37 protein-coding genes are annotated in these 25,358 nt (G+C 39.6%); 32 read left to right on the top strand and 5 right to left on the bottom strand.

The window, feature by feature from the left end; genetic code table 11:
• Position 1: 1 nt before the first annotated feature.
• The 8 genes from PGW42_RS05960 to PGW42_RS05930 all read left to right on the top strand — a co-directional run bounded on the left by PGW42_RS05960 (position 2) and on the right by PGW42_RS05930 (position 6,299).
• Positions 2–271 carry a hypothetical protein gene (locus PGW42_RS05960; RefSeq protein WP_270203509.1) on the top strand — a complete coding sequence of 90 codons (270 nt, stop codon included), beginning with the start codon at positions 2–4 and terminating at the stop codon, positions 269–271.
• Between the two features lie 268 nt (positions 272–539).
• Positions 540–824, top strand: a complete 285-nt coding sequence (locus PGW42_RS05955; RefSeq protein ID WP_330376259.1) for a hypothetical protein — start codon at positions 540–542, stop codon at positions 822–824.
• Positions 721–972 (top strand): 4Fe-4S binding protein, encoded by a 252-nt coding sequence (locus tag PGW42_RS16255; protein ID WP_442872432.1) that lies wholly within the window; start codon positions 721–723, stop codon positions 970–972. The genes PGW42_RS05955 and PGW42_RS16255 overlap by 104 nt, the downstream gene beginning before the upstream one ends.
• A gap of 143 nt (positions 973–1,115) precedes the next feature.
• Entirely contained in the window at positions 1,116–2,783 is a 1,668-nt protein-coding gene (locus PGW42_RS05950) for a histidine kinase N-terminal 7TM domain-containing protein (protein WP_330676999.1), read from the top strand.
• Positions 2,780–4,057, top strand: coding sequence for a sensor histidine kinase (locus PGW42_RS05945; RefSeq protein WP_270203508.1), 1,278 nt, complete (start codon positions 2,780–2,782; stop codon positions 4,055–4,057). The genes PGW42_RS05950 and PGW42_RS05945 overlap by 4 nt, the downstream gene beginning before the upstream one ends.
• A complete protein-coding gene (locus PGW42_RS05940; RefSeq protein ID WP_270203507.1) occupies positions 4,054–4,677 on the top strand; it encodes a response regulator transcription factor in 624 nt (207 codons plus the stop codon). Before PGW42_RS05945 ends, PGW42_RS05940 begins: the two co-directional genes overlap by 4 nt.
• Positions 4,678–4,827: 150 nt before the next feature.
• Positions 4,828–5,343: a hypothetical protein gene (locus PGW42_RS05935; protein ID WP_270203506.1), complete on the top strand. Its 516-nt coding sequence runs from the start codon at positions 4,828–4,830 to the stop codon at positions 5,341–5,343.
• Positions 5,344–5,351: 8 nt separating this feature from the next.
• A complete protein-coding gene (locus tag PGW42_RS05930) occupies positions 5,352–6,299 on the top strand; it encodes a hypothetical protein (RefSeq protein ID WP_270203505.1) in 948 nt (315 codons plus the stop codon).
• Positions 6,300–6,573: 274 nt separating this feature from the next.
• On the opposite strand, the gene PGW42_RS16250 is transcribed toward PGW42_RS05930, so the two are convergent.
• Entirely contained in the window at positions 6,574–6,720 is a 147-nt protein-coding gene (locus PGW42_RS16250; RefSeq protein ID WP_416386978.1) for an IS3 family transposase, read from the bottom strand.
• A 146-nt stretch (positions 6,721–6,866) separates the two neighbouring features.
• On the opposite strand from PGW42_RS16250, the gene PGW42_RS05925 reads away from it, so the two are divergent.
• From PGW42_RS05925 to PGW42_RS05890, 8 genes are all read left to right on the top strand, one after another.
• Entirely contained in the window at positions 6,867–7,427 is a 561-nt protein-coding gene (locus PGW42_RS05925; RefSeq protein ID WP_270203504.1) for a hypothetical protein, read from the top strand.
• Between the two features lie 54 nt (positions 7,428–7,481).
• Positions 7,482–7,805 carry a hypothetical protein gene (locus PGW42_RS05920; protein ID WP_004613237.1) on the top strand — a complete coding sequence of 108 codons (324 nt, stop codon included), beginning with the start codon at positions 7,482–7,484 and terminating at the stop codon, positions 7,803–7,805.
• 73 nt (positions 7,806–7,878) lie between these two features.
• A complete protein-coding gene (locus PGW42_RS05915; RefSeq protein ID WP_005342006.1) occupies positions 7,879–8,625 on the top strand; it encodes an alpha/beta hydrolase in 747 nt (248 codons plus the stop codon).
• Positions 8,626–8,683: 58 nt separating this feature from the next.
• Complete coding sequence (locus PGW42_RS05910; RefSeq protein ID WP_118217427.1) at positions 8,684–9,013, top strand: hypothetical protein; 330 nt, start codon at positions 8,684–8,686, stop codon at positions 9,011–9,013.
• Positions 9,014–9,051: 38 nt separating this feature from the next.
• Positions 9,052–9,435: a DUF6483 family protein gene (locus PGW42_RS05905; protein ID WP_118217426.1), complete on the top strand. Its 384-nt coding sequence runs from the start codon at positions 9,052–9,054 to the stop codon at positions 9,433–9,435.
• Between the two features lie 115 nt (positions 9,436–9,550).
• Positions 9,551–9,739: a hypothetical protein gene (locus tag PGW42_RS05900; RefSeq protein ID WP_117557591.1), complete on the top strand. Its 189-nt coding sequence runs from the start codon at positions 9,551–9,553 to the stop codon at positions 9,737–9,739.
• A 149-nt stretch (positions 9,740–9,888) separates the two neighbouring features.
• Positions 9,889–10,899, top strand: coding sequence for a helix-turn-helix domain-containing protein (locus PGW42_RS05895; protein ID WP_117557589.1), 1,011 nt, complete (start codon positions 9,889–9,891; stop codon positions 10,897–10,899).
• Between the two features lie 71 nt (positions 10,900–10,970).
• Positions 10,971–11,117: a hypothetical protein gene (locus tag PGW42_RS05890; protein WP_270203503.1), complete on the top strand. Its 147-nt coding sequence runs from the start codon at positions 10,971–10,973 to the stop codon at positions 11,115–11,117.
• 106 nt (positions 11,118–11,223) lie between these two features.
• On the opposite strand, the gene PGW42_RS05885 is transcribed toward PGW42_RS05890, so the two are convergent.
• Positions 11,224–11,577 carry a cupin domain-containing protein gene (locus PGW42_RS05885; RefSeq protein ID WP_270203502.1) on the bottom strand — a complete coding sequence of 118 codons (354 nt, stop codon included), beginning with the start codon at positions 11,575–11,577 and terminating at the stop codon, positions 11,224–11,226.
• Positions 11,578–11,718: 141 nt separating this feature from the next.
• On the opposite strand from PGW42_RS05885, the gene PGW42_RS05880 reads away from it, so the two are divergent.
• The 6 genes from PGW42_RS05880 to PGW42_RS05855 all read left to right on the top strand — a co-directional run bounded on the left by PGW42_RS05880 (position 11,719) and on the right by PGW42_RS05855 (position 15,674).
• Entirely contained in the window at positions 11,719–12,051 is a 333-nt protein-coding gene (locus tag PGW42_RS05880) for a winged helix-turn-helix transcriptional regulator (RefSeq protein WP_008373705.1), read from the top strand.
• 143 nt (positions 12,052–12,194) lie between these two features.
• Positions 12,195–12,632, top strand: a complete 438-nt coding sequence (locus PGW42_RS05875) for a radical SAM mobile pair system MarR family transcriptional regulator (protein ID WP_004853467.1) — start codon at positions 12,195–12,197, stop codon at positions 12,630–12,632.
• Entirely contained in the window at positions 12,629–13,009 is a 381-nt protein-coding gene (locus tag PGW42_RS05870; RefSeq protein WP_270203501.1) for a hypothetical protein, read from the top strand. The genes PGW42_RS05875 and PGW42_RS05870 overlap by 4 nt, the downstream gene beginning before the upstream one ends.
• Positions 12,997–13,905 (top strand): radical SAM mobile pair protein B, encoded by a 909-nt coding sequence (locus PGW42_RS05865; RefSeq protein WP_117835112.1) that lies wholly within the window; start codon positions 12,997–12,999, stop codon positions 13,903–13,905. Before PGW42_RS05870 ends, PGW42_RS05865 begins: the two co-directional genes overlap by 13 nt.
• A 484-nt stretch (positions 13,906–14,389) precedes the next feature.
• Positions 14,390–14,587: a hypothetical protein gene (locus PGW42_RS05860; protein WP_117557584.1), complete on the top strand. Its 198-nt coding sequence runs from the start codon at positions 14,390–14,392 to the stop codon at positions 14,585–14,587.
• Between the two features lie 88 nt (positions 14,588–14,675).
• Positions 14,676–15,674 (top strand): aromatic acid exporter family protein, encoded by a 999-nt coding sequence (locus PGW42_RS05855; RefSeq protein WP_270203500.1) that lies wholly within the window; start codon positions 14,676–14,678, stop codon positions 15,672–15,674.
• Positions 15,675–15,754: 80 nt separating this feature from the next.
• Here the strand turns inward: PGW42_RS05855 and PGW42_RS05850 are convergent, their stop codons facing one another.
• Positions 15,755–16,963, bottom strand: a complete 1,209-nt coding sequence (locus PGW42_RS05850) for an MYG1 family protein (protein WP_270203499.1) — start codon at positions 16,961–16,963, stop codon at positions 15,755–15,757.
• A 68-nt stretch (positions 16,964–17,031) separates the two neighbouring features.
• On the opposite strand from PGW42_RS05850, the gene PGW42_RS05845 reads away from it, so the two are divergent.
• The gene (locus tag PGW42_RS05845) at positions 17,032–17,274 is read left to right on the top strand and encodes a hypothetical protein (RefSeq protein WP_270203498.1); all 243 of its coding nucleotides are present in this window, start codon (positions 17,032–17,034) and stop codon (positions 17,272–17,274) included.
• On the opposite strand, the gene PGW42_RS05840 is transcribed toward PGW42_RS05845, so the two are convergent.
• A complete protein-coding gene (locus tag PGW42_RS05840) occupies positions 17,258–17,746 on the bottom strand; it encodes a GAF domain-containing protein (RefSeq protein WP_117835107.1) in 489 nt (162 codons plus the stop codon). The two genes, PGW42_RS05845 and PGW42_RS05840, sit on opposite strands and share 17 nt — an antisense overlap.
• An 11-nt stretch (positions 17,747–17,757) precedes the next feature.
• Positions 17,758–18,165: an RrF2 family transcriptional regulator gene (locus tag PGW42_RS05835; RefSeq protein WP_055158591.1), complete on the bottom strand. Its 408-nt coding sequence runs from the start codon at positions 18,163–18,165 to the stop codon at positions 17,758–17,760.
• A 236-nt stretch (positions 18,166–18,401) separates the two neighbouring features.
• Here PGW42_RS05835 and PGW42_RS05830 point away from each other — a divergent pair, with 236 nt between their 5' ends.
• The 9 genes from PGW42_RS05830 to PGW42_RS05790 all read left to right on the top strand — a co-directional run bounded on the left by PGW42_RS05830 (position 18,402) and on the right by PGW42_RS05790 (position 25,304).
• Positions 18,402–19,436, top strand: coding sequence for a glutathione S-transferase C-terminal domain-containing protein (locus PGW42_RS05830; protein WP_270203497.1), 1,035 nt, complete (start codon positions 18,402–18,404; stop codon positions 19,434–19,436).
• Positions 19,437–19,448: 12 nt separating this feature from the next.
• Complete coding sequence (locus tag PGW42_RS05825; protein WP_270203496.1) at positions 19,449–20,486, top strand: glutathione S-transferase C-terminal domain-containing protein; 1,038 nt, start codon at positions 19,449–19,451, stop codon at positions 20,484–20,486.
• Positions 20,487–20,511: 25 nt separating this feature from the next.
• A complete protein-coding gene (locus PGW42_RS05820; RefSeq protein WP_270203495.1) occupies positions 20,512–21,375 on the top strand; it encodes a transporter substrate-binding domain-containing protein in 864 nt (287 codons plus the stop codon).
• Positions 21,375–22,118: an amino acid ABC transporter permease gene (locus tag PGW42_RS05815; RefSeq protein WP_008369937.1), complete on the top strand. Its 744-nt coding sequence runs from the start codon at positions 21,375–21,377 to the stop codon at positions 22,116–22,118. The genes PGW42_RS05820 and PGW42_RS05815 overlap by 1 nt, the downstream gene beginning before the upstream one ends.
• A gap of 3 nt (positions 22,119–22,121) precedes the next feature.
• Positions 22,122–22,880 carry an amino acid ABC transporter ATP-binding protein gene (locus PGW42_RS05810; RefSeq protein WP_055249387.1) on the top strand — a complete coding sequence of 253 codons (759 nt, stop codon included), beginning with the start codon at positions 22,122–22,124 and terminating at the stop codon, positions 22,878–22,880.
• Between the two features lie 70 nt (positions 22,881–22,950).
• Positions 22,951–23,277 carry a hypothetical protein gene (locus tag PGW42_RS05805; RefSeq protein ID WP_117824081.1) on the top strand — a complete coding sequence of 109 codons (327 nt, stop codon included), beginning with the start codon at positions 22,951–22,953 and terminating at the stop codon, positions 23,275–23,277.
• A gap of 15 nt (positions 23,278–23,292) precedes the next feature.
• Positions 23,293–23,625 (top strand): hypothetical protein, encoded by a 333-nt coding sequence (locus tag PGW42_RS05800; RefSeq protein WP_270203494.1) that lies wholly within the window; start codon positions 23,293–23,295, stop codon positions 23,623–23,625.
• A 16-nt stretch (positions 23,626–23,641) separates the two neighbouring features.
• Positions 23,642–24,076, top strand: coding sequence for a GNAT family N-acetyltransferase (locus tag PGW42_RS05795; RefSeq protein WP_173826124.1), 435 nt, complete (start codon positions 23,642–23,644; stop codon positions 24,074–24,076).
• An 88-nt stretch (positions 24,077–24,164) separates the two neighbouring features.
• Entirely contained in the window at positions 24,165–25,304 is a 1,140-nt protein-coding gene (locus tag PGW42_RS05790; protein ID WP_270203493.1) for a trans-sulfuration enzyme family protein, read from the top strand.
• The last annotated feature ends 54 nt before the right edge of the window (positions 25,305–25,358 follow it).

Genomic DNA, 25,358 nt, shown 5'->3' with positions numbered 1-25,358 from the left:
TATGGTGAATATTGGAGAACTGATGTATAAATCATTTATGAATGGTATGTATCAGTCATTTATTATAATTGGTCCGTATATTATAGGACCTTTGATAGTGGCTTTTATTGGGTTGGTAATCAAGAAAATTTCTGAAGAATTTACATATTATTTTTCAATAATATCTGGAGACTCTAGAAGAATAGCAAGAAAAAAAGCAAAAAAGATGAGTAAGATGGTAGATATGATTTCTTCTTTCAAAGATATAATTGATAATACAAAGAATAAATGAATGTAGGGAAAATAGGGAATAAATAATGCTAATGTAAAATTGATTTAGCTAATGCACAGGATATATGGCAAGATAAGATTTTACCTCTTACTGCAAAAGAACATGATATTTTACTGGATTGCTATCGGACTAAGCTTAGGTATAGTTATTAGGTTTCTAATAGATGATATTGGTCTTGGAATGTGTCTGGGGGTTATGATGGGTGTTAGCATCGGCCCTGCAATTGATGTGCTGAGAAAAAATAAGAAATCAGAGGAGCAAGAGGATAATGATGAGAAAGAATAATGTGCTTCGCAAATATATAGCGTCACTTCTATTATTTTTGTTATTTGAGACAGTGGCAATCACGTTGTGGAAGGCTAAAGGAAACTTGTTTTATCTGTTGAATTTCAGCTACATTGGAGGATGCCTTGCGTTGGGAACAGCACTTTTTACTGCAGGAAAACGCTATGCCCGACATTTTCTTGGTGTTTTTGAGGCGGCAACAATCCACTACGCAGTCGCGAAGATATTCGGTCCACTGTTTTTCAATCCTGCTTGTTCACTGCGATGAAAGCAAATGTGTTCATTGTGGAAAATGTCTGCGTGTCTGCCCAATGAATGTGGAGGTCAATAAGGAATCCCGCAAACGAAAGAGAGGAACGGAGTGCATACTCTGTTATGAATGTACGAAGGTCTGTCCGACCAAAGCATTGCATTAAAAAATGGAGTTGGAGATATAGCTGCAATGGCAAAGTCGAGTTTTGTACATACACCAAAAAATAAAAGATATAATTTGGAATGTAGATTATGATATACTGCAAACAAGATATAGTGCAAAATGTAACAGGAAGGAGTACGCACAGTGTCAGATAAAAAGAAATTTACAGTATACGTCGGAAGTGTAGCACTATGCGTAGGTGTGGCAGTTCTGCTTCATTATGTGTCCTTTACCAATCCTTATCTGCAATCTATTTGTCACCTTTTAAGGCCTTTTATTTATATAGGACTTTATCTGGTATGGGCGATTTCTTTTCAAAAGAGAATTATCCAAAAGGAACCCCGTCGTTGTTTAATAATGATTGCAATGATGATGGTTTTTTGGATGCTCGTTCGTATGTGTAAATTTGAAATACCGTATGAGATGCCGACAGCACTGCGCTACGCCTGGTATCTTTATTATATTCCTATGCTGTTACTCCCTACGGTCAGTCTTTATCTGGCATTTTATATACGGCAGCCGGAGAATTATAAATTACCGGAAAGACGGTGTCTGCTGTTTTTTCCGGCATTGTTTTTGATAGGGATTGTATTAACAAATGATCTGCACCAGTTAGTTTTTACTTTCCCGGAGGGAAGACTGGGGGAAGCAGCTTCCTATGAAGTAGGAGTCTATGGATATGGAGCAATGTATTATGCTATAGTTGCCTGGGATCTTGGATGTCTGCTGGCAGCACTCTTGATTATTTTATTAAGGTGTAGAAAAATTAAAAACAGGAAAATGCTTTGGATGCCTTTTGGTGCTTATGGTCTGTCGGTTGTCTATGGCATCGCCTATTATCTGAATCTGCCCTTCTGGAAAATATTTTCAAGCGATATGACAGCTGCATTATGCCTTCTGTTTGCTTTGATCATTGAAAGCTGCATCCAGTGCGGATTGATCCCTTCCAATACAGGATACGCACAATTATTTGCAGCATCTACAATTTCAGCACAGATTACAGATCAGAGTGGAAAATGCATTTATCAATCTCAGGATTCGGAATGTATTGCACCGGAAATCGTAAGGCAGGTAGTTCAATGCCCGATCATGTTAGAAAATGGGATCAGGCTGTCGGGAAAACCAATTTTGGGAGGCTATGTGTTGTGGAAGGAAAACCTGTCAGAATTACAGGAAATCGTAAGAGAGCTTGAAGATCGGAAGGAAGAATTAAAAGATGCGAATCTGATTGAGGAAGAAAATCTGAGAACAAAAAGAGAAGTAGGAAAACTTTCTGTGAAGAATCAGCTGTATGATAAAATACAGAAACAGACGGCAAGGCAGAGTAAACTTTTGACGGAATTCATTGAAGCATATTCTATGGAAGAAGATGAGAACAAAAGGGAAAAAATATTAGGGAAGATAGTTGTGATCGGAGCCTATATAAAAAGGCGTAGTAATCTTATTTTTATTGCGGAGCAGACAGTAAAATTTCCGATAAGAGAGTTGGAGTTATGTTTCAGGGAAACGATAAAGAATCTGGAATGGAATCATGTTGAGGCAGGTTTTTCCACCGCATTAGAAGAAATACGAAGTGAAGATGCTATGCAGATTTATGATTTTTTTGAAGCAGTCATAGAGGAATCTTTGGAAGATCTGTCGGCATTTAATGTAAATCTGAAACGCAGAGAGGCGCGGATCATCATGTCTATGAGTGTGGAATGCAAAACAGATCTGCAGGAAATTGCAAGACGATATGGAGCTTATGCGGAGCAGGATTTTGACGGATCATGGCTGCTTTCTCTGATTCTGGGAGGAGGTAGCGGCAAATGATAAAAACATTTGAAAACTGTTCACCGGAGTATCAGATTACGATTGTTTGTTTTTTTATTTTTTTGACTTTGCTGTGTATGATTCTGGTTATTTATGAAGGAACAGGAAAAAGACAAAGAAAGATGTTGCTACTGGACAGTGTATTGCTTATAGTTATTTTCCTTATAACAGCTGTCTTGTGTGTGTGGCAACGGGCGTTTTACGAAGAGGATTCCATGATATTATTTAAAATACCGTATGTGATTTTAATTGTTATAGGAATTGGTGTTTTTTTATATGTGGGATTGAAGATTTTTGGAATTTATAAGTACCGCAAGAGCTGCCTGAGGGAAAATGCAGTTCAGGAAAGTCTGGACAATTTGCCGAGTGGAATTGTTTTTTTTGATGGGAACGGAATGCCTAAACTGATGAATCGAAAAATGTATCAAATTTGCCAGAATCTGGCGGGAAGAGATATACAGAATATTACAGAACTGGAGGAAGCACTGGGACATCCTCTGAAAGAGAATGTATTTTATGATGTTGATTTGAAAGTATACTGCTTTGCAGATGGAAGTGTGTGGAAATTTTCAGAGAAAGAGATTATTACGACAGCCGGAGATCATTTTTTTCAAGTTCTTGCTTCTGAAGTGTCGGAATTATATCGGAACAAAGTGTTGCTGAAGGAAGAAAATCAGAAACTTCAGGAAATGTCTGTGGCTATGAAAGAACTTTCTAAGAATGTAATAACGCTGACCAGAGAAGAAGAAATGTTATCTATGAAAATGAGAGTGCATGATAATCTGGGATATAGCGTCCTGGCGGCACAGCGGATGTTGCTGCGCGAATCGGAAGCAGACCGGGATGTTTTCCTTTCGCAATGGAAGCAGACATTAGACTTGCTGAATAAAGATAACGAGTCTGTGAAAGGCGAACAACTGCATAGGCAGGTGCAGGAAAGAGCGGAGATTTTGGGTGTGAAAATCATTTATACAGGAGAACAAGTCTGGGAATCTCATATTTTCGAACTGATGGATATAATACTTTTGGAGGCACTTTCCAACTGTGTCCGCCATGCAGGGGCAAGCGAACTGTATGTAAAATGCAGTAGTGGGGAACAAGAATGGATTATGGTGATTACAGATAATGGACAAACAACGGAGAAGGATGTCAAAGAAGGAGGAGGATTATCCGGTATACGAAAAAGGGTGGAGCAATGTGGAGGTACATTGAGAATTTGTGCGGAGTCAAAATTTTCAATAACCGTTAAGATACCAAAGGAGGTGCGGAGATGATACGGGTACTAATCGTGGAAGACCAGCGCATGGCTCGGGAAGATATGGAAAATTATATTCAGTCCAGTGGGAGATATTGTCTGGCGGCTTCTATCACAAACGCAGCTATGGCAGAAAATGTATGCAGACAGAGCAGGTGTGAACTTGTTTTGATGGATGTCTGTACGGAGAATGATGAGAGTGGTCTTGTGGCAGCGGAGAAGATTAAAAAGACAATGTCCCAGATAAAAGTAATTATCGTGACTTCTTTAGTAGAGTGCAGTTTTATTGACAGGGCGCGCAAAGCGGGAGTAGAAAGTTTTTGGTATAAAGATGCCGGTAAAGAAGAACTGTTGGAGGTTATGGATCGTACGATGAAAGGGGAGAACGTGTATCCGGATGCTCCGCCGGTTGTGATGATCGGAACGGCGAAAAGCTGTGATTTTACACCTGGAGAATTAGCAGTTCTGCGATTAGTGGTGGAAGGAGAATCCTATAAAAAAATTGCAGAGAGCTTGTGTATATCACCGGAAACTGTAAAATGGCATATCAAAAATATGTTGCAGAAAACGAATTTTGATTCCAAAACGAAATTGGCGGTAGCTGTTACAAAGAAAAATCTGATTATAAATGGATTTTAAAAATAGCATTTTACTACCCATATGGGGAGTGCTTAAGACTCTGAAAACCGATATCATATACTATGTAAAAGTGTCTCAATCCGATGGTTCTGTTCTTTGTTGAGATGTTAGATTGTTTATAAGACACTGTCTGGAAAGGAGATAAATAATATGAGATATATTATGAGAAGAAGCTGCCTGTTCTTGGTAATGATTGCGGTTATAGTTTTTACAGGGTGTGGGCAGAAGAAAAAAGAAGATCCGGTAACCGTTACATTGTGGCATGTATATGGCGGACAGACAGAATCGCCATTAAACAATCTGATTGATGAATTTAATGAAACGATTGGAAAAGAGGAAAATATCCGAGTACAGGTTGGCAGTGTTACAAATACGAATACGATACATGAAAATGTACTGGCCTCCGCATTTGGAGATCCGGGAGCCTCTAAACTGCCGGATATGTTTGTTTCCTATCCTAAAACAGTTCTGGCGATGCCGGATGATACGGAACTTGTAGATTATTATGATTATTTTACAGAAGAAGAACTGAACGAATTTATTCCGGCTTTTTTGGAAGAAGGTGTCATTCATGAAAGACTTTCCATTTTGCCGGTAGCAAAATCAACGGAAGTTATGTTTATCAATAAAACAGCATTTGATCGTTTCGCGACAAAGAATTGTTAGAAGGAATTGTGCTGAAATTAGAGGATGAAGGAAATAAAGACGCACCATGGCCATGGGAGGGAGAGCCTGTTGAACCTGTATTGGCAGAGCAGATGGTAGGTTCTTATACAATCGTTCCGAAATATATCCCATTTAAAGAAGCACAGGGAGTTATGCAGATTATGGATCATCAGTTTGTAAAACAGGGCAATCAAGTGTTCCATTTGCTGGAGAACAAACTGGATACTTATGAATATTCAGAAAGTGGACTTGAATTCGTATCTTCGATGGAATTAGACGATGATTTTGAATATTTGTCTGGGGACAGCAGTGGAATGTTATATCTTTCGCCTGGAATTGGAGATGTAATTGGCGTAAAAGATGGGAAAAAGGCACTTCAGACAACAGTAGACGGAGATCTGAATATGCATCCATCCGGAGAATGGGGAATCAGTTTCTGGGTGAACAGTGATACTCAGAAGATTGCGAATCAAGGCGGTAACCTGACGGCAGAACCGTGGATACTGACCGGATTAAATAAAGATGAAGAACGCAAGGGACTGTTTTCTATGATAGATGACGTACAGATCACGAATAGTCATATTATGGTTGCCGGCTCCATGGCTGTGGAAGATGAAGGCACAAAAATTGTTGTCTATGATTATGATGGCAATCAGCTTTTGAAATTAGGTGGAGAAGATATCAGTTCTCCGGACAAGCTCGGTTCCATTACAGGCATGGCGGAAACAGAAAATGGTTTTGTGGCTGCAGATGGAAATATGCGTGAAATACAATTTTGGGCAAAAGATGGAACGCACGTAGGTGCAATTTCTACAGAGGACATATTTGGTGTCAGTTATCCATGGCTGGAAGATATGCAGCTTTTAGATGACGGCTCTCTGTTAATTATGCTGACACAGGAACGAGACGACGGATCAGCAAATGAATTGATGTTTTTCAGATTGACAGGATTTTAATTGAAAAAATAAAAATCGCTTGCCGGCAGAAATTTATCTGCCGGCAAGCGATTTTTCTGTTTCCTGTTTCCAATATAAAGGTAGAATTTTATCACATCAGTGAATCAATTTTCATATTTATCGTATACAGATATATACAACATAAATGGCATAGAGGATCAACATCAGGATCCCCTCCTTTTTATCGAGTGCTTTTTTGGTCCATGCCATAACTGGTCCTATGTCAAGAAAAAGTACAAATTAAATGTAACCAATTTCCCATTTTTTGTAATTGTTAACTCGCTAAGTTTGTTACGTCCGTTTCCAAGTTTTTCAGATATTGTTCCTCATATTCATTTGGAGACAAATATCCACAATGACTATGAATACGGACTGTATTATAGAATGTTTCAATATATCTGGACTGTTTTGCTTTTTCAATTACGACAGTAGTGTTTGTACTCCTTCCGCATATCGGTATGGGGATAGTTGCAGTGCTTGAGGTCGTGAAATGTGGATTACAGGATTTTATCCTGGGATGATGGTGGAAAACTTTTGAGTATGCTATACATAGAAAGGCAAAAATAGATGATGGAAGAATTATATAAAGTGATGGACGATTTACTGGATGTAGAATTTCAGATGAAATCAGGGATAGATCTCCTGAAAGAATTGGAAGAGTTTTATTTGTCGAATCCTGAAACAGAAGCGTCTGAAGCAAGAAAACTTGCAGTGTTGATCAAGGGATATTTGCAGTCGATGAAGTCAAATATTCGAGAAATCATTCGTTATATTGATGATACAACACTTGAGAAATCAAATGAGGAAAAGAAAGACAAACAGGAAGCTGAGAGTATCATGTCAGAGAAAGTGCAAGAATTTGTAAATCTGACAATTACAGAGCATACGGGAAAAGCGTATTCGGAATGGAAGTTAAATCAGGATAAAGAGGCGGTAAGTGAAATTGATAAGAAATACCAGAAATTACTGGAAACGTTATCCCCAGAACAGGAAGAAGTGATTACGGAATACTGTAATGCAATTTTCAGCAGTGGAGCAGATACAGAAGAGTTTTTCTATCGGTTGGGATTAAAAGATGGACTGAATCTGAAAAATACGGTAAAATCTGTATTAGAAATGATATCATGAAATCGGAATTTATCAGAAAATGAGGAATAGTTGAAATGGAGGCGCTATAATAACATGAAGATTGAAGGGAACCAGAAAGAACTGGATGCAATGGTAGAATTTCATAAGGGAAACCGTGTCGAGGGGCTGAGACTGCAAGAAGAATTTGCAGCGGAATTTCGTAAGGAGTATAAAGACAAAGATCACTGTCCTTGCCTGAAAGCCTGTCGTTATCACGGAAACTGTAAGGAATGTGTAGCAATCCACAGAGCGCATCAGGAACATGTTCCTAATTGTATGCGACCATTGATTAATAAAAAATTGAAATTGATGTCAGAATTAACAGAGCATACCTTGGCAAATGAAATAGAAGCTCCACATGAGATTTTAAGAAAATAGGCAAGTCAAATTCCCGTTTATTGGGAAGTCGCAGAGAACGAAAAATCGGAAGTTTACAGCGAGGTGAAAGAGGTTGAATTATGTAGAATATGGAAAAGAAAACAGCGATGTAATTATCCTCTTACACGGAGGCGGTTTATCATGGTGGAATTACAAAGAGGTTGCTGAAAGACTTCAAACAGATTATCATGTGGTTTTGCCTATATTAGATGGTCATGCAGGATGTGATAAGCAGTTTACAACGATAGAGAATAATGCTTTGGATATTATAGAATTTGTAAATAGCAAATTGGGCGGTTCTGTTTTAATGATGGGAGGACTATCGCTTGGAGGGCAGATTTTGCTTGAAATTTTATCTCAACGCAAAGATATATGTAAGTATGCAATAGTGGAAAGTGTACTTGTGATACCTTCAAAATTTACATATTCTATGATTAAACCGGCGTTTGGAAGTTGCTATGGCTTAATAAAGTATAAGTGGTTTTCAAAATTGCAATTCAAATCACTACGAATAAAGTCGAATTTGTTTGATGAATATTACAAAGATACTTGTGCTATTAGAAAGAGTGATATGATTGCCTTTTTACAGGAAAACTCAGTATATTCACTAAAAGATGGCATTGGAGAGTGTGAAGCAACCGTTCAAATTTATGTTGGAGAAAAAGAAAAGCAATCAATGAAAAAATCTGCTAAAATCATTCATGAAAAATTGCAGGATAGTTTTATACAAGTTCTTCCTAATATGTATCATGGAGAGTTTTCAATAAACCACGCAGATGATTATGTGAGAAAACTATTAGAAATAGTAAAGCGAAGGTAACTTTCAGTCTTCAGCAGAGACTGAAAGCAACAGAAGATTTGAATTTTACGGAGGAATTATGGACAAGAAAAAGTATTGGATAATCCGATTATTCTTTGTGCTTTTTACAATATCCGTATCTGTTGCAATACTTCCTTGTGGAATAATAAATGTTCATGGCTTATTTGGTGAGGTAACCACATATGTAGTGGTCGAAGATAAAGAACAAGAAATTGTCAGTATCGAAGACGTAGACCATAAAAAAGTCCAAACTGTAAAAGGCATAAACATTCTCAATATTTGGTTTGAAATTCTGATAACGGTTGTATGCATCAGCTTTTGTGCTAATTTAATCCAACTACCACGAGGAGATACCATAGTTACATTAAAGGTTCGCATGGACGATTAAATCATTCCTGTAAATAGAAAGCAGAAAGGAGAATAATTGTGTTTGAGCAAGATTATGTAATGAAACTCATTAAAGAAATGGTGCGAGCTATTTTAAAACTATTATTCAACATTGATACGGAGTCCCCAACAGTAGAATTGTTGGAAAATAAAGAAGAACAGGAAACATTGGAAAATCTGTTAGACATGGTTGACGCTGGAGAAATCAATGAAGCTGAAAATAGATTATATGATTTGACCAGTAATACAGATGTGAATAGTTTAGAAATTGCACTATTATTTTATTCCTATTTGAATGACAAAACAGACGATTTTTTAGAAGTAAATAACTTCAGCAGAGATGAAATCAAATTAGGTTTAGAAAATGTTGCTGATAGCTTTGGTCTAAGCAGTATTGCAAAAATGTTTTTAACAGACTTTTAATAGAATTGTCTGGTTGTCAGTTGAATAAGATGACCAGACAATTCAAATTTACACATAATACAAAATTCAAGTTTGGAGAATTGGGAAAATCGGGATTTGGAGGAGATTCTTATTTATGAAAAAAGGGATAAACAAATCAATTTTATTTTACATTGCATCAGTTCTGTTTTTCATAGCGTCAGCTATTGGCTTTACGAGTGGAAATGAAAGTTCTATGGCTATAGTATGGTTCTGTCTTGGTTCTTCATTTCTTTGCCTGGGTTCGACTCATAAGAAAAAGGAAAACAATACAGATGATAAATAATTTCCTGCTTGTATTGTTGGAAAATCGGAATTCATAGAGTTCTTTTGTGATTTGCAACTGCTGGTTGACAGATTTACAGCCTGAAATGGTGGAATGCAAACAGCAAAACTGTTATATTGAGCTCATAAAATCTGCAAAAGGAGAAAAAAATGATTTTAGCTGATAAGATTACAGAGGAAAGAAAAAAGAATGGATGGTCACAGGAAGAACTAGCCAATCAGTTGGGCGTATCCAGACAGGCAGTATCTAAGTGGGAAAGTGCAGGAGCTGTTCCAGATTTGCAAAGAATTTTACAGATGTCGGAGCTATTTGGTGTTAGTACAGATTACCTATTAAAAGATGAAATGCAAGCAGAAAATATCACCTATCACGAAAGTACTGAAAGCTATGCAGAACCGTTGAAAAAAGTAACTATGGAGAATGCAAATGAATTTCTTGACATGAAAAGAAATGGATCCAAAGTAGTGGCAAACGCAACAAGTATGTGTATCTTAAGTCCAATATTATTGATTGTTCTTGTGACAATGGCAGAAGATAGCGTATTTCATGTTTCGGAATCTCTGGCAACAGTATTTGGATGTGTTTTTTTGCTTGGAATGATTGCGGCAGCCGTCTTTTTGTTTATTACATATGGAATGCGTGAATCACATATGGAACATTTTGAAAAAGAATGCTTTGAAACAGAGTATGGTGTATCTGGAATGGTACGAGAAAAAAAAGATTCCTATGAACCAATTTTTATCAGAGGAACAGCTGTTGGTGTAGTGCTTTGTATACTGGCAGTGATTCCGACAATTATTGCCGGATCTATGGAAGCGTCCGATTATTACTGTGGTCTTTCCGTCGGATTACTGCTATTCATACTTGCAATAGGAGTGAATCTGTTGGTTCGTGTTGGGATGGTAAAAAGCAGTTACGATACCCTTCTTCAGGAAGGCGAATATACAAAAGAAGAAAAACTGTTTAAGAAAAAGACTGACACGTTTTCTGGTGTATATTGGTGCTTGACTACAGCGATTTACCTTGCATGGAGCTTCTGGACGATGAGCTGGGATATTACATGGATTGTATGGCCGGTTGCAGGTGTTTTGTTTGCAGCATTGCTTGGTGTGGTGAAAATGGTGTTAAAGAATGGCAGTGAAACTCAGCACTATATTTAAGATGGAGTTAAGTTTATTTTCCGCATATTATACTCATCCAGAAATTCAAGTTTGTAACGAAGGTATTTACGATGAAAGGAATTAAGATTGAGTTATTGGGGATTGCAATAATATTTTTAGGAATTGCTGTGACAACAAATAATTTTTGGGGATATGTCCTAGGTGTTCTTGGATTTGGCGTCGCTGTAGTTGGCTGTTTTCTAAAAGATAATCACTGATAACTTCTTGTTTGAAAAATTGAGAAAACGTAATATTGAACAAAAAAGAAATGCACAGTTCTTAGCTTATCGTGAACTATGCATTTTTGTAAATAAATACTTTTAATTAGCCGATTACGGCATCCTCTGCTGTAAAATGTTTCAGAGAATTTTCTTTTACCTGAATGCAGATATAAGTAATTCCAGAAATATCGGATGCAAAAAACTGACGCTTTGCAGCAGATGCGATTTTTAGCCAGTCTCCAGTTGAAAGGCTGATTTCTTCTCCATCAATTATGGCTTTGCCGTTACCTGAAAGAATTCCATAGATTTCTTCATTTTCTTTATGAGAATGAACAAATGGGACATTTGCTCCTGCAGGTAGTTCGTTTAAACTGATTTCTGCACCTGTTAAAGACAACTTTTCATGCAGCTCAATTCGGTTTTCCTTTCCAATAGTTGTTTTTGTGTAATTTGCCATAATAAACCTCCATAGTTAATTTGTAGTTTCTGGTTGCTTGGTATTAGTATAGTGTGAGACACATACAAAAACAAGTACGCACCTTTTTGTAACTGTACACTCAAAAATGAATGTGTTACAATAGACTCGGAGGTGAGAATTATGCGAGCAAAAGAAGAATTACCGGAATGCCCAGTTGCAACAGCAGTATCTCTTATCGGAGGAAAATGGAAACTGCTGATTTTGCGTAACTTGAAAGAGCGTCCATGGAGATTCAATGAGCTGCAACGAAGTATAGATGGTATTTCACAAAAGGTTTTGACAGATAGTTTAAGACAAATGATGAGTGATGGGCTGGCATATCGCCACGATTACCATGAGCAGCCACCGAGAGTTGAATACGGCTTAACGGAACTTGGAACAAAAATGCTTCCAATTGTTAATTCACTTGCTGACTTTGGTAATTACTATAAATCAATTATTGAACAGAATTAAGGACGTTAGTATTTGAAAAGCTCGAACAATTCAAGTTTGGAGAATTGAAAAAAACGGAATTTACCTATTAAGACATATAAACTCTTGACAATAAAGCTCCTATATAGTATGTTTTTAATAAACTACTATATAGGAGCTTTTGTATGGAAATGAATGGAGGATTTCTTGTCACCAAAATAAAACAGCTTGGAGACCGGATTTTTGAGAAGATTCTCAGTGAAAAGAATATTGATGCGTTTAATGGAGCCCAGGGACGTATTCTTTATGTGCTGTGGCAGGAGGATGGTATCTCAATCAGGTCACTCTCGACTAAATGCGGATTAGCGATAACATCTCTTACTACGATGCTGGAAAGAATGGAAAATCAAGGGCTGATAAGCCGTGTTCAGTCTGAAACGGACAAAAGGAAAACACTCCTGTTTCTGACTGAGAAAGCACATGCCTTAAAGGGCGAGTACGATTCTGTATCTGATGAGATGGGCAGTATTTACTACAAAGGTTTTTCAGAGGAAGAAATTACCCGGTTTGAGGAATGTCTCGACCGCATCAGAAAGAATCTTGAGGAGTGGCAGAAGTCATGAGTATTTGTATCAAAGATCAGATTCAGAACATGAATATCGTCATTGGCTGCACAGTGGGGTGTACATATTGCTATGCCCGCAACAACGTGAAACGCTGGCATGTGATTGATGACTTCGCTGACCCTGAATTCTTTCCGGGTAAGCTCAAGATGATGGAAAAGAAACGTCCGCAGAACTTTCTTCTTACTGGGATGAGCGATCTCTCCGGATGGAAGCCGGAATGGGCATGGTCTCTGACGGACCAGGCACATAAGATCGGCATTCCGGTGTTTATGAAGGAAGACCTTGTCCCTATCATAGGGGATGAAAATATGATTCAGGAAATGCCGGAAGAATTTAATAAAGTGTTAGAGGTACAGAAATCATGGAAGAAGTAATAAATGGAATCCTCATTCGTGAGGTGGAAACAAAGAACATCATGACTAAGTCTAGTCTGCCGGTAGGCGGTTACTCGGTCAATCCCTATGTGGGCTGTACACATGCCTGCAAGTATTGCTATGCTTCTTTTATGAAGCGCTTTACCGGGCACAAGGAGGAATGGGGCACTTTCCTTGATGTGAAGCATTGGCCGGAAATTAAAAATCCGAAGAAATATGCCGGACAGCGGGTGGTCATCGGTTCTGTGACAGATGGCTACAATCCACAGGAGGAGCAATTCGGGAATACCAGAAAACTTCTGGAGCAGCTGATCGGCAGTGACGCAGATATTCTGATCTGCACAAAGTCGGATCTTGTGGTACGGGATATTGATCTGCTGAAGAAGCTTGGACATGTAACCGTTTCATGGTCGATTAACACACTAGATGAAAATTTCAAGAACGATATGGATTCTGCTTCGAGCATTGAGCACCGTATCTCTGCTATGAAGCAGGTATATGAAGCAGGTATCCGTACAGTTTGTTTCGTATCCCCGGTATTCCCCGGTATCACGGATTTTGAAGCAATCTTTGAGCGGGTAAAGGATCAGTGCGATCTGTTCTGGCTCGAAAATCTCAATCTTCGAGGCGGTTTCAAAAAGACAATTATGGATTATATCGCCGGAAAATATCCTGATCTTGTACCACTTTACGACGAGATCTATAACAAGCATAACCGCAGCTACTTTGAAGCACTTGAAGTAAAAGCTGAGAAAATGGCTAAGAAGTATGATTGTGCCTTTGTGGATAATGAAATGCCTTATGGCAGAGTCCCGCAGGGACATCCGGTGATCGTAGATTATTTCTATCATGAGGAAATCCGTGGGACAGAGAATACCGGAAAAAGAAATCGCTAACTTCAAGTTGTATATTTCATCAAAAGTTGCATATTTAAATAAACAAGGGGAGATGATAAAATGAAAGCTCATGAATATTGGTTCAGTCACTATGGTGTCAGGAGAAATCCGGGCATCTTTTTTATGTTTTTTTGCACTTCAAAAAATAATTTCTAAAATCATGTCCGATTTTGTCTCTCCCAATACAGAGTATATGCAGCTTTTTCTTTTCGTTCTTCGGCGAGTTTTTCTTTGAGATTTTCTTCACGATTATCGTCGAATACAACGGCTGCATTATAATCCGTCCGAAAAAGTGTCTAAATTTATGAGACCATTATAGGAGAGTAAAGATAAAAAAAGGTGGTTTATTAGTCTGTTAATCGGTATAATAATGATTACAGGGATTATTTTGGATATTTGCAATATGAGCGTGACATGGATGTGTATGGTTCAGCTATGATCAGTCGGTTCCGAATGCATTATATATGACTGTGTATGCATCAAAGTGGCAGACGAAAAAAGGAACACAGCTAATGATACACAATACTATTATGATGTGAAAAACGAAAAAGTACTCATGATTTTTGACGGTATGGTTGATGGTGAAGATAATCCAGAGCTTATTGAAAAAATCGAAAATGCAATTCAAAATTATTTTTGGAGTGGAGCAGGTATGATAGAAGTAAGAAAATATTTGACATAGTTATCCTGCTCTCGACATCATAAATATGGATACAAAATCAAATGTACAGAATTTGTGGGGATATACGCATGAGATTTCAGGAGGAACAATGAAAAGTAAAAAGATTGGGATGCAGGCACTAAAAATTGCGATAGGAAGCAGTCTGGCGATTTACATAGCCAATCTGTGTGGACTGAAGTATTCACTGGCCGCAGGAAGTGTTGCACTTCTTACAATGGTGACTACAAAGTGGAAAACTGTCAAATTATCGGTAGCGAGGGTTGTAACATTTATAATTTCAGTACTTATGGCACTTATTATATTCTCAGCAGTAGAATCAGAATGGATGGCATATGGTATTTATGTGTTTTTTGTGGTTATTATCGCAGAGATGCTTGGATGGGGAGCGACGATTTCCGTAAATGCACTGATCGGAATGCATTTTCTGGAAGTCAGAGATTTTGAAGTTGATTTTATTGCAAATGAATTTATGCTGGTATTGATCGGAATTACGATGGCACTGGTCCTGAACTTGTTTTATGATTATGGAAGTCAGCGCAAGGCGTTGGTCGAAAATATGCGATATACGGAAGAACGTCTGCAGATGATACTTGGAGAGATCTCGGCATATCTGGCGAATAAGGAAATGCAGAGAAATGTATGGGATGATATCTGTGCGTTGGAAAAAGAGGTTCAGGGCTTTATCCAGGATGCCTATGAATATCAGGATAATACGTTTCAGTCACATCCGGGATACTATATCGATTATTTTGAAATGCGTATGAAGCAGTGCAACGTGATCCATAACTTACATTATGAGATGAAGAAAATCAGGCATATGCCAGATGAGGCAATGATCATTTCGAGTTATGTGTTTGATATGCTGGTATGTGTGAAGGAACATACAGTTCCGACAGCTCAGTTGGATGAACTACATGAACTTTTTGCGATTATCAGAAAAAATCCACTTCCAAAGACCAGAGAGGAATTTGAGAGCCGTGCGATGCTGTACCATATCCTGATGGATCTGGAAGAATTCCTTGTATTCAAAAGAAGGTTTGTGAATGGGCTGGATGATAAAAAGCGAAAATTATACTGGGATAATTAAGCTCTCATTTGTCAAAAAGAATGTGTTATGGCACATTCTTTTTGACACTTTCAGATCATCAAATTCCTGATAATAAAAAATCAGGAACCGGATGGGATACGGATAATAAGTTTTTCACCGTTTTTTGTAACAGAAGTAAGAACCGGGATATGCTTTTTGCGAAGCTGATGCACGACCGGGTAAATAGAAAACATATCTCCATCGACATAGACAGCTTTCGGTTTCGTTTTCAGCAGATCTTTTACCAGATCTTTGATATATTTTTTCCACTCTGTTTTTTTCATTTCTATTTCAGCATAAATTCCATTGATATCTAAAGCAGGGAGATCAGGCAGAGGTTTGTGGATAATTTTTACATGCGCGAGTTCTGGCAGTTTCATTAAAAGTGTGTCTGTAGAAGTGTCGGAACTGAGATTTACAAGGGTAATCTCGTCAGTAAAGGTATCCAGACTGATCTGACATGCTTTTCGTGCATCTTCTAAAGTAGCTGTAGTCATCAAAAAGCCGCCCTTGTGACAGAAAGAAGCACTCGAAAGACCGGTTTCTTTCTGGAGTTCTTCATTTTCCAGACCGAGCCATTCAGATGGAAAACTGCATTTATAATTCAGGGAATATTCTTTTTTCTGAGGCTGGATACAGTAACCACCGCGGTTGGATGGAAAAATAACGAAAGCGATATCTGTTTCGGAAAGACGTTTCTGGCATGGAATGAATTCAGGAAGGACCAGAATACGGGAATCAGCTTCAGGATTTTGTGTTTCGAGAATTTCTTCGATCCGCTTGTCAGCACGTTCATTTCCAAGGTAACGGGCAAATTTATTGTCAAGGATCATTCCGGCAACACTGACTGCACGGAAAAAGGCTTCATCGGTTCCGCCATCTTCGTCCCAGGAAGGATTGAAGCTTCCAATCAGTGAAGCCAGTTCATTTTTTTCACCGGTATTATCATTATTATCCAGTGGCTGGACAAAAGCTTCGTCAAACTTAGCAGCAAGCTCTTCCCCCAGGATTTCGGTACCAAGTTCTTCCCAGAGAAGGCCGAATGCCGCGTAAGGGATGCCATTTTCACGGATGCGGCTGTCTTTCTGGTGATGGTCATATCTGCCGCGCCCAATGTCGAATATGATGCCGTCAAAGTCTTCGGGTACTTTATTACCACGAAGGATTGTAATTTCCGGATTTAAATATAATAACAATGCAGAGGAAAATACATCATCTGCGTGGAATTTTCCACTATGTGTAAATGCGGAAGCATCTTTTAGGCGGATCTTTTTTAATAATTCATTCATCTTAATCTCTCCAAATAAAAATAGTTTTGCTAATGTAATAATGTATAAGCAGAAAAGGAAAATGTCAAGTGTGGAAAATAGTAGAATTCCGGGCTGTTTCGCAGAGAGGATGGGGAGTTTTGTCAGGATGTGATAATAATTCGGATCATAATGTGCCATCACGCTATGAAAAGATTTATGGATTTTTAGAACTCCCGGATACGCCGGAGGAAAAAGTGGGTTCTCTCCGGCATCCGGGGGAAAAGTCACATGGATATGCAGCTGAGGTGATCGTAAGCTATCTGGAAGAACAGCTTATCTGTCAAAAATAGATTCCAGGATTCTGACAAAGTGTTCCAGCCCTTCCTGATCTTCTTCATCAAAACGGGCGAGAACAGGGCTGTCGATATCCAGAACGCCAACGATTTCATTTCCTTTATGAAGCGGAATCACAATCTCGGAATTAGAGGCGCTGTCGCAGGCGATATGTCCCGGGAACTGGTGGACATCCTTTACCAGCATAACCTGATCGTTTGCCACAGCGGTTCCGCAGACACCTTTACCGATTTCAATTTCAATACAGGCAGGTTTGCCCTGGAAAGGACCGAGAACGAGTCTGCCTTCTTTCATCAGATAAAAACCAACCCAGTTGATATTCAGAAGCGCATCACCGAGAAGGGCTGATGCATTTGCCAGATTTGAGATCTGGTGAGGGATTCCGTCAATCAGACCGCGGAGGCGGATCGAAAGCAGGGAATACAGTGGCTTTTTATCAACTGGCCATTCAAAATTCGAAGTATTCATAAAAAATCTCCTTAAATATTTCCGTTTAACACATCTTCCAATGTAATCTCGTAGAAGAAATCATGTACCATTCCATCAAATTTCTTCCACAAAGGGAGTGTAATGCACTGCTCTTCACGGCTGCAGACCTCGGCACCTGGAACTAGGCAGGCGACTGTAGCGAGATTGCCTTCCGCAAGTTCAAGAATCTCGCCGATAGTGTATTCAGAAGGTTCCCTGGTAAGCTGGTATCCGCCCCCTTTGCCACGACGTCCTTTTAAGAGTTTCTTCTTTACAAGAATTTTCAGGACAATTTCCAGGTATTTTTCGGAAATTTCCTGGCGGATTGCGATCTCGTTAAGCGGAACATATTCTTCGTCCTTATGCTGGGCGAGATCAATCATCACGCGGAGTGCGTAACGTCCTTTTGTAGAAATCATAATTAGTTTTCCCCCATTTTTTTATATGTACAATAGCAGCACCAGAGAGTTTATGAACCCTGGTGCCTTTTTACCTATTATACCGTAGGGTTATATGTGTTTCAAGGAAAAAACAAAAAAATAAAATAACCTATTGACTTAGTAGGTAATAGATGGTATTATACCAACTAAATTGATAGGAAATAAAGGTTATACAAAATAACCAGTACTGATAAATATGAACGGAGGAAGAAATAATGGCAGAATTTGATTATGAAGTAGTAGATGGAAGAAAGATCCGTGTACGTCCGCAGGAAGTTGTATCGGAGATAGATGAGAATGGATATTTTGTCCGCCAGCCAAATCATTTTACAGAAGGATTTGGAGAAGGAAAAAATCCGGTAGAAAAAGGCAGATACCATCTGGTATGGGCAAAGCTTTGTCACTGGTCTAACAGAGCTTCGATCGTAAGAGAACTTCTTGGACTGGAAGATGCAATCAGTGTCAACAAGGTTGATCATGCAAAGCATGAGAAGAATCTTGGATGGGAATTCGTATACGACAAAGATCATATCGATCCGGTCCTTGGAATCCAGTTCTTAAGTGAAGCTTATTACAAAGCAGATGATGATTACACAGGAAGAACAACGGTACCGGCTTTGATCGATACAAAGACAGGAAAAGTTGTAAATAACGATTACACCTGGCTTACCAATTATTTTGAAGTAGATTTTAAACCGTTCCACAAAAAAGGAGCACCGGATCTTTATCCGGAAGAACTCAGAAAAGATATCGATGAGATGAATGACTGGCTCTTTGATAACATTAATAATGGAGTTTATAAAGCAACCTTTGCAAGATCAAAGGAAGCTTACTGGGATGCCTATAATTCTTTTTATGCAGCAATGGATATTCTGGAAAAACGTCTGGAAAATCAGAGATTTCTCTTTGGAGATTATGTGACAGACAGTGATGTGAGACTGTATGTGACACTGGCGAGACTGGATATTCGTTACACCTGGCAGCTTGGACATACCAAACACCGCCTGATCGATTATCCGAATCTGTGGGGATATGCAAGAGACCTGTATCAGATTCCGGCATTCAGAAACAACACCTACTTTAAGGATTTCGCAAATCCAAATAACAAGAAGGTCGGCGCATTATTTTTTGAATCTTTCAATGCAAGATTTCTGGATGAGATCAATTTTGATGCATACTGGGGTGCACCGCATGACCGTGCACATTTAAGCAGCGATCCGGGTAATAAATTTAAGGCAGAAGAACAGTAGGAGGAACGAATTATGGCAGATTTTGAATATGTAGATGTAAATGGAAGACAGATCAGAGTAAGACCGAGAGAAACCGCACAGGAAATTGATGAATATGGAAATTTCCATCGTCAGCCAAACCGCTTCACGGAAGGTTTTGGAGAAGGGAAAAATCCGGTAGAAAAAGACAGATATATTCTTTTCTGGGCAAAAGGATGCAACTGGTCCAATCGGGCAGCGATCGCAAGAGAGCTTCTCGGACTTGAGGATGCAGTGAAAGTTGAGATCGTAGACTGGACAGACCGGGAAGAGAATCTTGGATGGGAATTTGTAAATTCCACGGATCATATCAATCCGGAAACGGGCGCACAGTTCTTAAGTGAGCTTTACTACAATGCGGATGAAGAATACACAGGACGTACAACCGTTCCGGCATTTGTAGATTATAAGACAAAGAAAGTGGTAAATAATGATTACCACTGGCTTACAAATCATCTGGAAACAGCGTTCAGACCGTTCCACAAAAAGGGAGCGCCGGATCTTTACCCGGAAGAATTAAGACCGGAGATCGATAAGCTGAACAAATGGCTTTTTGAAAATGTAAACAACGCTGTTTATCGAGCGCAGTTCGCTGAATCCTTACAGGCATTTGCCGATGGATATGAGACATTTTTCGCAGGGCTTGATGCAATGGAGGAAAGACTTGCAGACAAGAGATTCTTATTCGGAGATTATGTGACAGACAGTGATATCCGTCTTTATACAACCATCGCAAGACTGGATGTGTCTTATTCAAGAAATATCGGACCTTGCAAACACCGTCTGGTAGATTACCCGAATCTGTGGGGATATGCAAAAGATCTGTATCAGATCCCGGCATTCAGACATAACACATATTTTAAGGATTTTGCGGCATCTGTCGATCTGAATGAAGCAGATGAAGAGTATTGGGAAAATACATACTATGATATCGTGGTGCAGGAAACAGACTGGGATACTATCTGGAAGACACCGACAGGAAGAGAATCACTCAGTAAAGATCCGGCACACAAATTTAAAGCAGAAAAATAACAGACGAAAGACGAGGAAAAATATTATGAAAAAGTTGGCAAGCATTTTAGCAGTTACACTGGCAGCAGGAGTCCTGGCTACAGGATGCGGATTTTCTTCAGGAAGCGCTTCAAAGGACAGCTCTTCAGACAGTGGAAAGACAGTAATCAAAGCAGCAACCGGAGCAAACGCAAAACCATATGTCTATGTAGGCGATGATGACAAGCCGGCAGGATACGATGTGGATGTACTGAATGCAGTTTTTGATAAACTTTCGGATTATGAACTGGAATATGAAGTGACTGATTTTGGATCTGTACTTTCCGGACTGAACAGTGGAAATTATCAGATCGGAGTTAACAACTTCTCTTACAACGAAGACCGTGGAGCAAGTTATCTTTACTCTTATCCATATGACAAGATCAGCTATGTATTCGTAACAAAGAAAGGTGGAAAAGAGATCAAATCATTTGAAGATGCAGCAGGACTTTCTTTTGAAGGTGGTACAGGAATCAGCGTATCCAATGCAGTAGAAGCATGGAATGAAAAGAATCCGGATAAAGCGATCAATATTACTTACTCGGATGCAGATACATCTGTATTTTTACAGCATGTAGCAGACGGATCGCAGGATTTTACGATCATCGATCTGGCAATGTACAACTCTTACATGGAAGAATTTAACTATGATGTGCAGAAAAATGATATTCCGGAAGATGAAGCAAAAATGATTGCAGAAAACTCTTATGCATATTATATTTTCCCACAGGATCAGAAAGATTTAAGAGAACAGGTAGACAAAGCACTGAAGGAGCTGAAGGAAGACGGAACCCTGACTGAGATCAGTAAAAAATGGTATGGTCAGGATGCCGCACCGGAGGATGATAAGTTCGAGGAGACGATTAACTAATGGGTAAATTATTTGATGGAAAACTGGTATTTACACAGATACCGCTACTTTTAAAATATCTTCCGGTCACAATGGAACTGGCTGTCACAGCAATGATCGCCAGTCTCATCCTGGGACTGCTCCTTGCACTTGTGAAGATTAAAAAGGTACCGGTACTGAAACAGCTGGTAAGTATCTATATCTCGGTTATCCGCGGAACGCCGATCCTGGTTCAGTTATATGTGACCTATTTCGGTATTCCGATGCTCCTGAAATATATCAACTTTAAATGTGGAACCAACTATAATGTCAATGGAGTCGCACCAATCGTATATGCATTCGTTGCTCTGGCACTCAATGAATCTGCATTTAACGCAGAGATCATCCGTGCCTCCCTTGAATCAGTAGATAAAGGACAGGTTGAGGCAGCAAGCGCTTTAGGAATGAATTATTTCCAGGCATTGATAAGGATCATCCTTCCGGAGGCAATCGTGGTAGCACTCCCATCCCTTGGAAATGCATTTATCGGACTGATCAAAGGAACTTCTCTTGCATTTGTCTGTTCCGTAGTGGAGATGACCGCAGAAGGAAAGATTCTTGCGGGAAGAAATTACCGTTACTTTGAAGTGTATATCTCACTGGCAATTATTTACTGGGTAATTACTTTCGTACTTGAGAGAGTGATCAGCTATCTTGAGAAGAAGCTCCGGGTACCGGAAGATGCACCGGCACTTTTAGATATCAGAGATACAGAGGTGGAATAAGGTATGATCGAAATCAAAAATATATCAAAAACATTTAAAAATAATAAGGTTCTTGATGGGATCGACCTTACCATCAATCAGGGAGATGTCGTAGCGATCATCGGACCTTCTGGAACAGGAAAATCCACATTTTTAAGATGTGTGGACAGACTGGAAAAACCGGAAACCGGAACCATAACGATTGACGGTGAGACACAGGATCTTGCACATATTCATGGCAAAGATCTGACAGAGCTTCGGAAAAAGACCGGCATGGTTTTTCAGAATTTCAATCTTTTTTCAAAGAAGACAGCACTTCAGAATGTAATGGAGGGGCTGATCGTGGTAAAGAAGATGAAAAAAGAGGAAGCAGAAAGGATTGCGAGAGAGCAGCTTAAAAATGTAGGTCTTCTGGATCACGCAAACCATTATCCGAGACATATGTCAGGTGGTCAGCAGCAGAGGGTTGCAATCGCAAGAGCACTTGCGATGGAGCCAAAGCTTTTACTTCTGGATGAGCCGACATCTGCACTGGATCCGGAGCTTGTCGGAGAAGTTCTGGATACGATCAAAAAAGCGGCAAATGAAGGATATACAATGCTTCTGGTGTCCCATGAGATGAGCTTTGTACGAAACGTTGCAACCAGAGTGATCTTCCTGGACGGAGGAAAGATCCTGGAAGACGGAACGCCGAGAGAAGTGTTTGGAAATCCAAAGAACGAACGTGTCAAAGAGTTCTTTACAAAGATCAACCGGATGGAAGAACCGGATTATTCAATTTAAGAGAAAAAACAAAATCGGCTGAGGGATCAGTCGATTTTTTCCAACAGGATAAAAGAAGGGAGCGAAAGCAATGAGTATCAGACTGGTGACAGACAAGGAAAATGTAGATTATCAGGCAGTGGCAGATATTTTAGACCATTTTGGACTGAGTCATTTTGATGCCGCTACAGAAGAAAAAATATTTAAGAACAGCTATGCGACGGCATTTATTTACGATGGAGACCAGGTAGTTGGCTGTGCGAGGGCAATTTCCGATGGCGTGTGTCAGGCTGCAATCTACAATGTGGCACTTCTGGAAGAAGGCTATCGTTTTGGTGACAACGATTATGAGAGACAGCCATATGTATCGCCAAGAAGCATCAGACAAGAGCAGGAAAAACAGAATCAGACAGTGTAGGAAAGGGAAAAGATTATGAGAGAAAATACATCGACAGAATGGGTAAATAAAGAAGTAGACAGTGAATCTGATGTGCGTCTTTATGTGACACTGGTACGATTTGACTGTGCATATTATCCGGTATTTCGTCTGAATAAAAAGCTTCTCCGCGATTATCCGAATCTGTGGGCATATGCAAGAGATTTGTATCAGACACCGGGATTTGGCGACACAACGAATTTTGCGGCGATCAAGAAGCATTATCATATCGATTGCTGCCCGTCCAATGAATTTGTGATCGAGCCAAATGGACCGGATGAAACCTTATGGATGACACCACACGGAAGAGAAAAATTATCCGGAAAATAAAGAAAGCGGGGAATGAATGATGAAAGCAGTCAGAGTGACAGAAGAATGGCAGAGAGCCGGCGTACACTATGTGCGGACACAGGCAATGTGCCTGGGGTTTCAGATTCCGCTGGAGGGAGAATTCGCGGATGATACACCGGAAGATGAATATATTCTGGTGATGGACGGAATTTATCCGGTATCCACCTGCAGGCTGCATTATCTGGATGAACATACCGGAAAAATTGAGCGTGTGGCAACACTGGAATCCTATAGGGGAAAACATTACGGACAGGCAGGGATCATTGAGGCGGAAAACTGGATGCGCGAAAAAGGTGTGACAAAAATCTATATCAATTCCAGAAAAGCGGCACTTGGATTCTATGAAAAGCTCGGCTATACCGCAGATTTTTCACAGGTAAGCGGCTCCGGAGAGTTTGAATGTGTGATGACGGAGAAAGAACTTGCGTAAATTTATGAAAAGAAAACTGGATTTTGGCAGAAAGATATTGTACAGTAAATAGCGACATTGATTATAGAAACAGGAGAGATAGACAAGAATGAAGTACGGAATTGATACACGATGTCAGCATCTGGCTGACGATAATAAGGATGAAATATATGGGGCGATCAGTTATCCAATCTATCAGTCTGCAACATTTGCAAGAGACAGAGTAGGCGGAGGAAGTGGTTATGACTATTCCAGATTACAGAATCCGACGAGAGAACATCTTGAGAAGATCGTAGCATCGCTGGAAGAAGGAATCGATGCACTGGCATTTTCGACAGGAATGGCAGCAATCACAGCTCTGATGGAGATTTTCAAACCGGGCGATCACATCATCATTGATGAGGATCTTTATGGAGGAAGCGTCCGTCTGTTCCACAGCATCAATGTGAAAAATGGACTGACATTTACCAGCGTGGATTTAAGCAGTGTGGATGTAGAGGATTATATTCAGGATAACACAAAAGCAATTTATGCAGAGACACCGACCAATCCGATGATGCGTGTATCTGATCTGGAAGAACTTTCAAAGAAAGCAAAAAAACATGAACTTCTTCTGATCGTGGACAATACCTTTTTATCACCATATTTCCAGAATCCGCTGAAGCTTGGTGCTGACATTGTTGTGCATAGCGGGACAAAATATCTGGGTGGACATAATGACACACTTGCAGGTTTTCTGATAACAAACCGCGAGGACATTCAGGAACAGCTTCGTTTTATCATCAAGACGACAGGAGCAACCCTTGCGCCGATGGACAGCTGGCTGATCCTCAGAGGGATCAAGACGCTTGGAGTCCGTATGGAGAGGGCACAGGAAAATGCACTGAAGATCGCACATTTTCTGGAGAAGCAGGAGTATGTGACAAGGGTGCTTTATCCGGGGCTTGAATCACATCCGGGTTACGAACTGATGAAAAAGCAGGCAAGAGGATTTGGTTCGATCCTGACCTTTGAAGTAGATTCCAAAGAGAGAGCATATCACATTCTGGAAAATGTAAAACTGATCCAGTTTGCGGAAAGCCTAGGAGGAACTGAGACTCTGATCACTTATCCGATCACCCAGACGCATGCGGATCTTTCCAAAGAAGAGCTTGACCGGAACGGAATTACAGACAGGATTCTAAGATTGTCTGTTGGAATTGAGGGAGCAGAGGATCTGATCGCAGAGCTGGAAGCTGTATTAAAATAAATCAAATAGAATTGTGTATAAAGCGGAAGATATCTGTGACCGAAGGTGTATTAG

Source organism: Coprococcus sp. TM115-187 (genome assembly GCF_027679115.1).
GTDB classification, from domain to species: Bacteria; Bacillota; Clostridia; order Lachnospirales; family Lachnospiraceae; genus Allocoprococcus; species Allocoprococcus comes.
The sequence above is the reverse complement of the archived record's forward strand: the minus strand, read 5'-3'. Positions and strand labels throughout refer to the sequence as shown.